This window comes from Stagnihabitans lacustris (genome assembly GCF_025950525.1).
Lineage (GTDB): Bacteria > Pseudomonadota > Alphaproteobacteria > Rhodobacterales > Rhodobacteraceae > Stagnihabitans.
In genome coordinates, this window is sequence record NZ_JAPDGS010000008.1 from 70554 (window position 1) to 82779 (window position 12226).

15 protein-coding genes are annotated in these 12226 nt (G+C 65.8%); 13 read left to right on the forward strand and 2 right to left on the reverse strand.

Annotated features, from left to right (window positions below; genetic code table 11):
* Positions 1-29: 29 nt before the first annotated feature.
* Positions 30-905 carry an AraC family transcriptional regulator gene (locus NX862_RS16395; protein ID WP_264495020.1) on the reverse strand — a complete coding sequence of 292 codons (876 nt, stop codon included), beginning with the start codon at positions 903-905 and terminating at the stop codon, positions 30-32.
* Between the two features lie 267 nt (positions 906-1172).
* On the opposite strand from NX862_RS16395, the gene gph reads away from it, so the two are divergent.
* The 13 genes from gph to phnN all read left to right on the forward strand — a co-directional run bounded on the left by gph (position 1173) and on the right by phnN (position 11559).
* Positions 1173-1817, forward strand: coding sequence for a phosphoglycolate phosphatase (gene gph / locus NX862_RS16400; protein WP_264495021.1), 645 nt, complete (start codon positions 1173-1175; stop codon positions 1815-1817).
* A gap of 84 nt (positions 1818-1901) precedes the next feature.
* Complete coding sequence (gene phnC / locus NX862_RS16405; protein WP_264495074.1) at positions 1902-2726, forward strand: phosphonate ABC transporter ATP-binding protein; 825 nt, start codon at positions 1902-1904, stop codon at positions 2724-2726.
* A 79-nt stretch (positions 2727-2805) separates the two neighbouring features.
* On the forward strand, positions 2806-3702 hold the full coding sequence (phnD, locus tag NX862_RS16410) for a phosphonate ABC transporter substrate-binding protein (RefSeq protein WP_264495022.1): 897 nt from the start codon (positions 2806-2808) through the stop codon (positions 3700-3702).
* Between the two features lie 77 nt (positions 3703-3779).
* On the forward strand, positions 3780-4658 hold the full coding sequence (phnE, locus tag NX862_RS16415; protein ID WP_264495023.1) for a phosphonate ABC transporter, permease protein PhnE: 879 nt from the start codon (positions 3780-3782) through the stop codon (positions 4656-4658).
* Between the two features lies 1 nt (position 4659).
* Positions 4660-5937, forward strand: a complete 1278-nt coding sequence (gene phnE / locus NX862_RS16420; protein ID WP_264495024.1) for a phosphonate ABC transporter, permease protein PhnE — start codon at positions 4660-4662, stop codon at positions 5935-5937.
* 15 nt (positions 5938-5952) lie between these two features.
* A complete protein-coding gene (locus NX862_RS16425; RefSeq protein WP_264495025.1) occupies positions 5953-6567 on the forward strand; it encodes an LbetaH domain-containing protein in 615 nt (204 codons plus the stop codon).
* A gap of 97 nt (positions 6568-6664) precedes the next feature.
* The gene (phnG, locus tag NX862_RS16430) at positions 6665-7093 is read left to right on the forward strand and encodes a phosphonate C-P lyase system protein PhnG (protein ID WP_264495026.1); all 429 of its coding nucleotides are present in this window, start codon (positions 6665-6667) and stop codon (positions 7091-7093) included.
* On the forward strand, positions 7090-7650 hold the full coding sequence (phnH, locus tag NX862_RS16435; RefSeq protein WP_264495027.1) for a phosphonate C-P lyase system protein PhnH: 561 nt from the start codon (positions 7090-7092) through the stop codon (positions 7648-7650). The genes phnG and phnH overlap by 4 nt, the downstream gene beginning before the upstream one ends.
* Positions 7650-8723, forward strand: a complete 1074-nt coding sequence (locus tag NX862_RS16440) for a carbon-phosphorus lyase complex subunit (RefSeq protein ID WP_264495028.1) — start codon at positions 7650-7652, stop codon at positions 8721-8723. Before phnH ends, NX862_RS16440 begins: the two co-directional genes overlap by 1 nt.
* The gene (locus NX862_RS16445; protein ID WP_319800891.1) at positions 8720-9565 is read left to right on the forward strand and encodes an alpha-D-ribose 1-methylphosphonate 5-phosphate C-P-lyase PhnJ; all 846 of its coding nucleotides are present in this window, start codon (positions 8720-8722) and stop codon (positions 9563-9565) included. Before NX862_RS16440 ends, NX862_RS16445 begins: the two co-directional genes overlap by 4 nt.
* Positions 9565-10341: a phosphonate C-P lyase system protein PhnK gene (phnK, locus tag NX862_RS16450; protein ID WP_413694581.1), complete on the forward strand. Its 777-nt coding sequence runs from the start codon at positions 9565-9567 to the stop codon at positions 10339-10341. Before NX862_RS16445 ends, phnK begins: the two co-directional genes overlap by 1 nt.
* Before the next feature lies 1 nt (position 10342).
* A complete protein-coding gene (gene phnL / locus NX862_RS16455) occupies positions 10343-11041 on the forward strand; it encodes a phosphonate C-P lyase system protein PhnL (RefSeq protein WP_264495030.1) in 699 nt (232 codons plus the stop codon).
* Positions 11038-11559 (forward strand): phosphonate metabolism protein/1,5-bisphosphokinase (PRPP-forming) PhnN, encoded by a 522-nt coding sequence (gene phnN, locus NX862_RS16460; RefSeq protein ID WP_264495031.1) that lies wholly within the window; start codon positions 11038-11040, stop codon positions 11557-11559. Before phnL ends, phnN begins: the two co-directional genes overlap by 4 nt.
* Here phnN and NX862_RS16465 read toward each other — a convergent pair.
* Positions 11541-12197 carry a DUF1045 domain-containing protein gene (locus NX862_RS16465; RefSeq protein WP_264495032.1) on the reverse strand — a complete coding sequence of 219 codons (657 nt, stop codon included), beginning with the start codon at positions 12195-12197 and terminating at the stop codon, positions 11541-11543. The two genes, phnN and NX862_RS16465, sit on opposite strands and share 19 nt — an antisense overlap.
* Between the last annotated feature and the right edge of the window lie 29 nt (positions 12198-12226).

Sequence of the window (12226 nt, forward strand, 5' to 3'; positions counted from 1 at the left end):
CCGGGGGCCGGGGGGCGTGGCGGTTTGGGTCAGGCGGCCAACTGGTTCGCCTCCAGCAGGGCCCGAAAGCGGCTGGGGTTCATCCCCTTGCGCCGCAGGAATTGGCGGTTGAAGTTCGACAGGTTGTTGAACCCCACCGCAAAGCAGATCTCTGTCACCGTCATGGCGACTTCGTTCATCAGCATCTGGCAGGCTAGGTTGATCCGCAGCCGGTTGACATATTCAACCAGCCCCATTCCCGTGTGACGGCGAAAGCTGCGCGAAAAGGCGCTAGCCGTCATCCCCGCGACCAAAGCCAGATCCGTTTCCGCGAAATCTTCCGTCAGGTTCTGGTTGATGAAGGCCAGCGCCTTGTTCACCCCATCGGTCATGAAACCCGATGGGTCGGGCAAATAGGCATCCGAGGCGAGGCACGTGGCGCCCGGGTCGGACGCCAGCCGCGCCAAAAGGTCAAGGAACAGCGCAGCCCGGCGCGGCCCCTTGGCCCCGATCAGCTCGGCCAGGATCGGACCGCAGGCCTGCGAGGTGGCGTCGGAAAAGACGACCCCGCGACGGGACTGCGCGAACAGCGCCTGAAAGCCGCCGGTGTCGGGGAACAGGTCAGCCAGCCGCAAAAGCAGGTCCTGAGGGAATTGCAAAACGCGGTTGCGCAGCGCCACGGTCTCGCCGGGTGCCATATGGCTGACCCAGTTGTGCGGCAGGTTCGGCCCGGTCAGGACCAGATTGCCGGGGCCGAAATCCCCGATGAAATCGCCGACGTAATAGTGACCCGAGGTGGCGACGACGTGGTGAATCTCGAGTTCCGGGTGGAAATGCCAGCGCACGGTGTGAAACGGCCAGCCATGCGCCCAAGCGGTGAAGCTTTGGCCCTGTCCGATCTGGACGACTTCAAGATCCGGCGTCATGCATCCCCCCTTATCAGCAGCCTCCGTTCCGCCGATCTTTGCACAATGCATAGGATTTCAGCAGACCGCTACCACGACAACGCCGCCCCACCGATACTATTTTGTCTTTCTGCACCGCAGAGAAGTCGAAAACTGCACGAAAGGTCCGGGTTGGGCTGCGGCGATTCGCTGTTATGCCTCCGCTGCCGTGCGTCTGGCAGGCCGGCATCCGTTGGGCTTGCATCCGGTGGGCAGGGGTTTACCCTTGGGCCAGCCAAAGGAGACACCATGACCGCCATCGTCTTCGACCTTGACGGCACGCTGATCGACAGCCTGCCCGATATCCATGTCGCGCTGAACAAGGTGCTGGCGGGCGAGGGCGCGCGGCCCGTGACCGAGGCCGAGACCCGGGGCTTCATCGGCCATGGCATCCCGAACCTGGTCGCTCAGGCACGCCATGCGCGGGGGTTGGACCTGGACCGCCAGCACGCGATGACCGAGGCGATGATGGCGCATTACCTGGCCCATCCGGCCGATCTGACGCGGCCCTACCCCGGGGCTGTGGCGGCGCTGAACGCGTTGCGCGACCTCGGGCATCCCCTGGGGCTTTGCACCAACAAGGCCTTGAAACCGACGCTGGATATCCTGGATGCGCTGAACCTGCGCAGCCATTTCGCCGAGGTCATCGGCGGCGACAGCCTGCCGCAGAAAAAGCCCGACCCCGCGCCGCTTCATGCCTGTTTCGCAGGCCTTGGCGCCCCCCTGCTTTACGTCGGTGACAGCGAGGTCGACGCCGAAACCGCCCAACGCGCCGGCATCCGCTTTGCGCTTTACACCCAAGGCTATCGCAAGGCCCCGGTCGCGGACCTGCCCCATGACCTGGCCTTCGCGGACTATGCCGACCTTGTGGCTTGGGTCGCGGCGCGCGCCTGACCTGTCACTGAAGCTTCACGCGGCCTTCACCCCCGCGTCACCTGCCCCCCCTATCCCCCTGTGAACCGCCAAGGGGAGCGCGCCGTGCTGCAGGTCAAAGACGTCACGAGGATTTTCGGCACCCGCCGCGCCGTCGATGCGGTCAGCTTTGCCATCGACCGCCCGGGCTTCATCGGGATCATCGGCAAATCGGGGGCGGGCAAGTCGACGCTGCTGCGGATGCTGAACCGGTTGACCGATGCCAGCAGCGGTCAGGTGCTGTTTCAGGGTCAGGACATCCTGAGCCTGAAGGGCCGCGAGCTGCGCGCCTGGCAGGGCCGCTGTGCGATGATCTTTCAGCAGTTCAACCTTGTGCCGCGGATGGATGTGGCCAGCAATGTGCTGCATGGGCTGTTGTCGCGCCGACCCGTGACGCGGACGCTGTTCAACCTGTGGTCCGAAGAGGATATCCGGCACGCGCTGGCGATCCTGGACCGGCTGGGCATTGCCGATCAGGCCTCCAAGCGGGCCGAGGCGCTTTCGGGCGGCCAGCAACAGCGCGTGGCGATTGCCCGCGCCCTGATGCAGGACCCGGCGCTGATCCTGGCCGACGAGCCCATCGCCAGCCTTGACCCGATGAACGCGGCCCTGGTGATGGACGCGCTGCGCCGCATCCATGACGAGGACGGCCGCACCGTGATCGCCAACCTGCACACGCTGGACACCGCGCGGCGCTATTGCGACCGGGTGATCGGGATGCGCGACGGCCGCGTCGTCTTTGACGGCACGCCCGATCAGCTGACCACCGGCGTCGCCCGCGACATCTATGGCGCGGATGAGACCTTCAACGAGGCCGCCACCTCGACCTCGTTGACCGATCTGCCGACCGCGCCCGACGGCCAATATGCCGAAGCGATGCTGGCCGACTAAGCCTTTGGGCGACCCGGGGTTCCGGGCGCCCAAAGCTTTGACCACCCCGAACCTTTGACCAACCCCAAAAGGACGACCCATGAAAAAGCTGCTTGCCGCCCTGATCGCCACGACCTGCATGACGTCTGCCCATGCCGAAGGCATCACCGAGTTCAACATCGGCATCCTTGGCGGCGAAAACGCCCAGGACCGCATCACCTCGAACGAGTGCTACCGCGCGGCGATCGAGAAGGAGATCGGCGTCCCGGTCAAGGTCTTTACCCCGGCCGATTATGATGGCGTGATCCAGGGTCTGTTGGGCGGCACGCTGGACGTGGCCTTCCTGGGCGCCTCGGCCTATGCCAAGATCACCCTGACCGATGCCGCCGCCGTCGAAGCCCCGCTGACCGCGATGAACGTCGATGGCACCACGGGCTACTACTCGATCGGTTTCACGCGCAAAGACACCGGCATCACCTCGATCGAAGAGGCCAAGGGCAAGATCTTTGCGTTCGGCGAGCCGAATTCGACCTCGGGCTTTTTGGTTCCGGCCTCGGAGCTGACCGCGATGCATGGCGACCTGAAGGCCTTCTTCAAGGACGTCCCCTTCTCGGGCGGGCATGAACAGACCATCGTCGGCGTGGCCAATGGCACCTATGACGCGGGCGTGTCCTTTGGCGACGGCATCGGCGATTGGGCCGAGGGTTACACCTCGGGCGGCTTCCACAAGGCGGCCGAAGCGGGCCTGGTGGACATGAACACCCTGGTCGAAATCTGGCGGTCCAAGCTGATCCCGAACGGGCCCTTCGTGATCCGCGCCGCCCTGCCGCAGGACGTCAAGGACAAGGTCGTCAAACTGACCGACACCCTGGCCGAGGTGGACCATGCCTGCGCCATGTCGGTGAACGGCGGCGATCTGAAGGATTACGTCCCGGTCGAAGCGGGCTTCTATGACGGCATCGTCGAGGCCCGGAAGTTCCAAGACGCCCAGAAGTGATTTCATGACGGATGGCCGGGCCCCCGCCCATCGGGGGCCCGGTCTTTTCATTTCGGTCTTTTCATTGGAGCGGACCCATGGTCGACCTGTCTTTCGGACCCGAGCCCGGGCGGCGGTGGAATGCCTCTGACCGGACCGAAGCCTACCTGATCCTGACGCGGCGGCGGCGGGTCTATTCGTTGGCGATCCTGGGGCTGGTGGCCTTGCTTCTGGTCGCGGGCTTTCCCCTGGCCGAGGCGCGCAACGCCGGCGGCTTTCTGCGCGGTCTGCCGCATGTTTTCGACTTCCCCGCCGAGATCCTGGCCGAGGCCTGGACGGGCCGCGCCGCGATCCCCGGGTTGATGGCCGAACATTTCCCCGCCCTGATCGAGACGCTGAACATCGCCGCCGTTTCCACCCTGATCGGCGCGCTATTGGCCGGGGTGCTGGCGCCCCTGTCGACCCGGGGCCTTGCGCGGTTTCCCCTGCTGATCCCGGTCTTTCGCCGCAGCCTGGACATCGCCCGCGCCGTGCCCGATGTGGTCATCGCATTGGTCCTGATCTTTGTCATGGGGGGCGGCCCGATCCCCGCCGTCATTGCCATCGCCTTTCACACCACCGGCGCGCTGGGGAAGCTGTTCTCCGAGGTGGCCGAAAACGCCAACCTGAAGCCGATCGAGGGCCTGACCTCGGTCGGCGCCACCTGGACGCAGCGCATGGCCTTTGGCCTTTTGCCGCAGGTCGCGCCGAACTGGCTGAGCTATGCGCTGATGCGCTTTGAAATCAACGTCAGGGCCTCGGCGATCCTGGGCTTTGTGGGCCAGGGCGGCATCGGCTATGATCTGAAGATTGCGCTGCAATGGGGACAGGGGCGGTATGACCAGGTCGTGGCGATCTTTCTGCTGTTGTTCCTGACCATCGTGGCGATTGACCGGCTGTCCGACAGCCTGCGCCGCCGCCTGACCGAAGGGGCGTAAGATGGACGCGACGCTGACCCAATTCCGCCGCCGCGCGCGGATTTCGCTGGCCCTGCCCGCGCTGGTGCTGGTCTATCTGTTTTACGCCGGCTGGGCCTTTCAGCTGGGCGATCTGGCGGCCAAGATGCGCTGGGACAATGCACAAATCCTGCTGGGCGATTTCGTGTCCTACAAGGTTCATGTGATCCGCGACAACCGGTCCGGCGCGATCACCGCGAACATCGACGGCGACGCCCGCGACGCTTTTGCGACCCTGCCGGATTGGGCGGGTCAGGTCGTCGACCTCGGCCAAGGCCATGTCGTGACCTATCTGCCCGACGGCGCGCGCTTTGACGTGCCGGGCTATGGCACGCTGACCGTGATGCAGGGGCCCGAGGGTCTGTCCGTCAGCGGCCCCCAAGGCGCCCTGCCGGATTGGGTCTCGGCCTCGCCCGCCAAGGTCACGATTGTGACAAAGGCGGGTCGGCTGAACTACATCAAGGCCCGGGCCGAGGTCTGGCGCTATTTCCCCGGCTGGGCCTCTTTCTTCTTCACGCTGGACACGCCCTGGGCGTCGAAATCCTGGGGCCAGCTTGCGGCGCTGGCGATCACCGAACCCCGCCTTGACCCCGCAGTGTCGAACCTTGCGGCGATGGCCGATGCCTTCTGGCACAACCGGCTTTGGCACCATGCCGAGGTCTTTGCCGCCATGGGCGAGACGGTGCTGATGGCCTTTCTGGGCACCGTGACGGCGGGGATCATCTCGTTGCCGCTGTCCTTCATGGCCGCACGCAACCTGATGCCCTTTGCCCCCCTGCGCTTTGCCCTGCGCCGGCTGTTCGACTTTATCCGCGGCACCGATGCGCTGATCTGGACGCTGCTTTTGTTGCGCGCCTTTGGCCCCGGGCCGATGACCGGCGCGCTGGCCTTGGTCATGACCGACACCGGCGCCTTCGGGAAACTCTTCTCCGAGGCGCTGGAGAACATCGACGGCAAACAGGTCGAGGGCATCCGGTCCACCGGCGCCTCACCGATGCAGCGCGCAAGGTTCGGCGTTCTGCCGCAGATCCTGCCGGTGTTTCTGTCGCAGCTGCTTTACGCGTTGGAAAGCAACACGCGGTCGGCGACTTTGGTCGGCGCGCTGGTTGGCGGCGGGATCGGGCTGTTGCTGACCCAGGCGATCCAGACGCAAAAGGATTGGGAGGACGTCGCCTACTACCTGCTTTTGATCGTGCTGACGGTGATGGCGATGGACGCGGTCTCGGGCTTTTTGCGCCGCAAGCTGATCAGGGGGGAATGAATTGGGGGCGAATGAATGACCAAACTGGGGAAAGACCCGCTGATCCATCCGGGCTGCATGGTCGTCGACAGCCAGTTCGGCCAGTGGTGCGAGGTGGGCGAGGGCAGCCGCGTCCTGCACTCGACCTTCGAGGACTACGCCTATTGCGACCGCCTGTCCGATATCGCGAATACAACGGTCGGCAAGTTCGCCAACATCGCCGCCATGACGCGGATCGGGCCGACGGATCATCCGTGGCGCAATGCCTCGCTGCATCACTTCCTGTATCGCAGTTCGTATTACTGGGAGGATGCCGAGGACGATCCGACCTTCTTTGACGCCCGGCAGGCGCGGCGGACGGTGATCGGGCCGGACACCTGGCTGGGCCATGGCGTGATCGTCAAGCCCGAGGTCACGATCGGCGCGGGCGCCATCATCGCCTCGGGCGCCGTCGTCACCAAGGACGTGCCGCCTTACATGATCATGGCAGGCCTGCCCGCCACACCCCTGCGGCCGCGCTATGAACCGGGTGTGGCCGACCGGATGATGGCACTGGCCTGGTGGGACTGGGACCATGGCCGCCTGCGCCAGGCCCTGCCGGATTTCCGCGCCTTGAAGGCCGAGGCCTTCCTCGAGAAATACAACGGCTAAGGCCCAAGGGGTCCGGCCGTCACGAAACTGCAATCCCAAGGTCACGACCCTGTCACCGAAACGGCGCAGAAGGCAGGCGCAACCAGAGGATTTTGCCGTGACCTCCGTGAACGAACGCCGGGCCGTGATGGGCCTGCTCTCCCGCGCCAGGCCCGACCGCCTGGCCGAACTTCTTCCCGCCCTGCCCGAGGCGACCGAGCTGCGCGCCCCGCAGGTTGGAACCGTCATGGTCCAAGGCCGGATCGGCGGCACCGGGGCGGCCTTCAACATGGGCGAGATGACGGTGACGCGCTGCGTGCTGCAGGTCGGCAGCTTTGCCGGTCACGCCCATGTTCAGGGTCGCGACAAGGCCCATGCGCGGCGCGCGGCGGTGGTTGATGCGTTATGGCAGGCCGATCCGGGGTCGGTCGCAGGCCTGCTTGCGACGCTGCAAGCCGAAGAGGCCGCCCGCCGCCAGGCCCGCGCCGCAAAGGCCGCCGCAACCCGGGTCGAGTTTTTCACCCTCGTCCGTGGAGAAGACGCATGACCCTGTTGACCGGCGGCTTCCACGACGCCCCCCGCCAATCCGCCCGCGCCTTTCGGCTGGCGCTGAACGCCCTGTCACGCCCTGGCCGGATCGAGACCGTCTCGGGCGCCGAGGGCCCTGCGCCCTTGTCGGCGGCGGCGGCAACGCTGCTTCTGGTGCTGGCCGACCGCGACACGCCGATCCATCTGGGCGCCAGCCACGATGTGCAGGCGGTCCGCGACTGGATCACCTTTCACACCGGCGCGCCCTTTGTCGCGCCCGAAGCCGCCATGCTGGCCCTTGGCACCTGGGACACCCTGCCCCGCGCGCGCTTTCCGCTGGGCCTGCCCGACTATCCCGACCGCTCGGCCACGCTGATCGTCGAGACCGCGACGCTGACGACAGAGGGCCCGCGCCTGACCGGCCCCGGCATCCAGACCGAGGCCCACCTTTCCCTGCCCGAAGTGACCGCCTTTCAGGAGAACCGCGCGCTGTTCCCGCAAGGTCTGGACTTCTTTTTCACCTGCGGCGCGCGCCTTGCCGCCCTGCCCCGTTCAACCCGCGTGGAGGCCGTCTGATGTATGTTGCCGTCAAAGGGGGCGAGCGCGCCATCGACGCCGCCCATGCCTGGTTGGCCTGCGAACGCCGCGGCGATCCGGGGGTTTCCGAACTTTCGGTCGCCCAGATCCGCGAGCAACTGACCCTGGCCGTCAACCGCGTCATGACCGAAGGCGCTTTGTATGATCCCGACCTTGCCGCGCTGGCGATCAAGCAGGCACGCGGCGACCTGATCGAGGCGATCTTCTTGCTGCGCGCCTATCGCACGACCCTGCCGCGCTTCGGGTCTTCGGTTCCTTTGGACACCGAGGCGATGGAGGTGACGCGGCGGGTTTCTGCGACCTTCAAGGACCTGCCGGGCGGGCAGGTTCTGGGGCCGACCTTCGACTATACCCACCGCCTGCTGGATTTCACGCTGATGGCCGAGGGCGAGCTTCCGACCGCGCCGACCGCGCCGATCCGGGACGAAAAAGTCCCGCATGTCATGGCTTTGCTGGACCGCGACGGGCTGATCGAAGCCGCCCCCCAGGGCGGCCAACCCATCGACATGACGCGGACGCCGATGGAATACCCGGCCGACCGCGCGCTTCGTCTGCAAGCCATCGGGCGGGGCGACGAGGGTTTTCTTCTGGGCCTGGCCTATTCCACCCAACGCGGTTATGGGCGCACTCACGCCTTTGTGGGCGAATTGCGCATCGGCGCGGTCACGGTGGAAATGGAGGTTCCCGAACTGGGGTTCGCCATCGAAATCGGCGAGATCGAGGTTTCCGAATGTGAGACCGTTAACCAGTTCAAAGGCTCCAAGACCGAGCCGCCGCAGTTCACCCGCGGCTACGGTTTGGTCTTTGGCCAGAACGAACGCAAGGCCCTGTCGGTGTCTTTGGTCGACCGCGCCTTGCGCTGGGAGGAACTGGGCGAGGACTTTGCAGGCGCCCCGGCGCAGGACGAGGAATTCGTGCTGTCCCATTGCGACAACGTGCAGGCGACGGGCTTCCTGGAGCATATCAAACTGCCGCATTACGTCGACTTCCAGGCCGAACTGGAGCTGATCCGCCGCCTGCGCCGCAACGCGCATCAGGAGGCCGCAGAATGACCTCCGCAATGACCCTGGCAGAGACCAGTTTCAACTTCGCCTATCTGGACGAAGACACCAAACGGATGATCCGCCGCGCGATCCTGAAGGCGGTGGCCGTGCCCGGTTATCAGGTCCCCTTTGCCAGCCGCGAAATGCCGATGCCCTATGGGTGGGGCACGGGCGGCGTGCAGGTCACGGCCGCTTGTCTGATGCCGGAAGACGTGCTGAAGGTCATTGACCAAGGCGCCGATGACACGACCAATGCGGTATCCATCCGCAAGTTCTTTCAGCGCACCTCGGGGGTTGCGGTCACGGAGCGCACCGCCGAGGCGAGTGTGATCCAAACCCGCCACCGCATCCCCGAAGCCGCCCTGACCGAGGATCAGATCCTGGTCTATCAGGTCCCGATCCCCGAGCCCCTGCGCTTTCTTGAACCGCGCGAAACCGAGACGCGCAAGATGCATGAGCTGGAGGAATATGGCCTCATGCATGTCAAGCTGTATGAGGATATCGCGCGGCATGGCACGATTGCGACGGCCTATGCCTATCCGGTCAAGGTCGAGGGGCGCTATGTGATGGACCCCTCGCCGATCCCGAAATTCGACAATCCGAAACTGTCGGGCAACGCCGCCTTGCAGCTGTTTGGCGCCGGGCGCGAGGCGCGGATTTACGCGGTCCCGCCCCATACCCAGGTCGTCAGCCTGGACTTCGACGACCATCCCTTTGTGGCCTCAAAGGCCGATCACGCCTGCGACATCTGTGGCTCTGCGACCTCTTACCTGGACGAGGTCATCACCGACGACAAGGGCGGACGGATGTTTGTCTGTTCCGACACCGACTATTGCCGGGGAGGCCAATGATGGACCTGTCACATGCGCCCAGCCTGCCGATCCTGTCGGTGCGCGACCTGGTGAAGACCTATGGCACGCGCCTGGGTTGCGGGCCGATCAGCTTTGACCTTTACCCCGGCGAAGTGCTGGGGATCGTTGGCGAAAGCGGCTCGGGGAAATCGACGTTGCTGTCTTGTCTGGCGGGGCATCTGGCGCCGGATCAGGGCCGCGTCCTGTGGCAGGGCGGCGATGTCCTGACCCTGGCCGAGGCCGCGCGGCGGCGCCTGTTGCGCAGCGATTGGGCCTATGTCCACCAGAACCCGCGCGACGGTTTGCGCATGGGCGTCAGCGCCGGCGGCAATGTCGGAGAGCGTCTGATGGGCGCCGGTGCGCGCCATTACGGCGAGATCCGCGAGAAGGCCGAGGATTGGCTTGGCCGCGTCGAGATCGACCCTGGCCGCATCGACGACAAGCCGCGGGCGTTTTCGGGCGGGATGCAGCAACGCTTGCAGATCGCGCGCAACCTTGTGACCGGGCCGAAGCTGGTGTTCATGGACGAGCCGACCGGGGGCCTGGATGTCAGCGTTCAGGCGCGGCTTCTGGACCTGTTGCGCGGGTTGGTGCGGCAGATGGGGCTTTCGGTCATCATCGTGACGCATGACCTGGCGGTGGTGCGTTTGCTGGCGCATCGGCTGATGGTGATGAAGGGCGGCCATGTGGTCGAACAGGGCCTGACCGATCAGGTGCTGGACGATCCGCAGCACGCCTATACGCAGCTTTTGGTTTCCTCGGTTTTGCAGGTCTGACATGATCGAAGTGCGCAACTTGTCCAAATCCTTCACCCTGCACAATCAGGGCGGCGTCCGGCTTTCGGTGATGGAGGGGGCGGAGGTGTCGGTTGCCCCCGGCGAATGTGTGGCGCTGACCGGCGCTTCGGGGGCGGGGAAATCGACGCTGATGCGGATGATCCAGGGCAATTACCTGGCCGCGGGCGGGTCGATCCGCATTGGCGGAACCGAGATCGTGGGCGCCGATCCGCGCGTGGTCATCGCGCTGCGACGGTCGGTCTTGGGCCATGTCAGCCAGTTCCTGCGTGTCGTGCCCCGCGTGCCGACAGTGGATGTGGTGGCCGAGCCGCTGTTGGGGCTGGGCCTGCCTTCGGATGTGGCGCGCGACAGGGCCGAAACCCTGCTGCGCCGCCTGAACATTCCGGCGCGGCTGTGGTCCTTGTCGCCCACAACCTTTTCGGGGGGCGAACAACAGCGGGTCAACATCGCCCGGGGGTTCATCCATGCCTGGCCGGTTCTGTTGCTGGACGAACCGACGGCCAGTCTGGATGCTGGCAACCGCGAAGTGGTCCTGACGTTGATCGAAGAGGCCAAGGCGCGCGGCGCCGCGATCCTAGGGATTTTCCACGACGAGGCGGCGCGGGCCCGGGTTTGCGACCGTTTGGTCGATGTGACGGGATTCACCCCCTCCAAAGAACCTTCGGAGCGTGTCGCATGATCTTTGCCGTCGTGGGGCCCTCTGGGGCGGGCAAGGATACGCTTTTGGCCGGCGCGGTTGCGGCCTGCCCGGGGCTGCACTGGGCGCGGCGTGTGGTGACGCGCCCGACCCAAGAAGGCGGCGAGCCGTTTGAGGGCGTCGACGCTGCGACCTTTGCCCGCCGCCTTGCTGCGGGGGAATTCGCGCTGCATTGGCAGGCCCATGGGCTGCGCTACGGGATTGCCCATGGCGAATTAAGCGGGGATCGCGTGGTGTTCAACGGGTCGCGTCAGGCGATCGGGGCGGCGATGGAACGCCTGCCCGGCCTGCGGGTGATCCGCATCACCGCGCCGTCGAAAGTGCTGGCCGAACGTCTGGCCGCCCGGGGCCGCGAAAGCCGCACAGAGATCGAGGCCCGGTTGGCGCGCGCCTCTTATGACCTGCCCGAGGGGGTGGATGTCGTCGATGTGGTGAACGACGCCACGCCAGATATCGGCGTGGCGCGGCTTTTGGCGGCGCTTCAGCCCGCCAGGGTGTGACGGGCCATCAGGTGAAAGCCGGTGTCCGTTTCGCCAAACAGGCACAGGTCCTGCACCACAAAAGGCGCGGGCAGCGGGCCGAAATGCGCCGCGGCGCGGGGTTCGATCTGATCCAGGACCTCGGCCGGGAAAGCACCCGAAAGCGTCAGGTGAAAGCGGAATTCCTCCATCACATGCGGATAGCCCCATTGGTCCAAAAGCGCGCGTTTGCGGGGGGACAGCGTTTCGGGACGGCGGCGGGCCAATTCGGCCTCGGTCAAGGGCGCGCGGGCCGGGTCAAGGTCGCGCACGACCCGGGCCGCCAGCGCCTGCAACGCCGTGGTGTCGCCGCGCGGGATCAAGGCCAGGAACGACCCAAGCCGCGCCATCTGCAACCCATCCAACGTCACGGGCGCAAGGTGCGCGCACAGGTCCGCGAAAGCCTGCGAAAGCCGGGCCTGGTCCCAGCCCTCGGCCAGGCGAAACGGCGCCTTGACCGTGCCGTGAAAGCCGTATTTCCGCGGCTCGGCGGTCCAGAGGGCAAGCCCCTCGGGCTGCGTCACCGGCGCACCCAAGGCGTTGTCCCAGCCCAGCCACTCCGCCGCAAGGTCGGCAAAAGCCCCCTGCCCCGCCCAGTAAATCGCATAACGCCGATACATCAGTGCCTCCTTTTCCCCCCTCTTGTCAT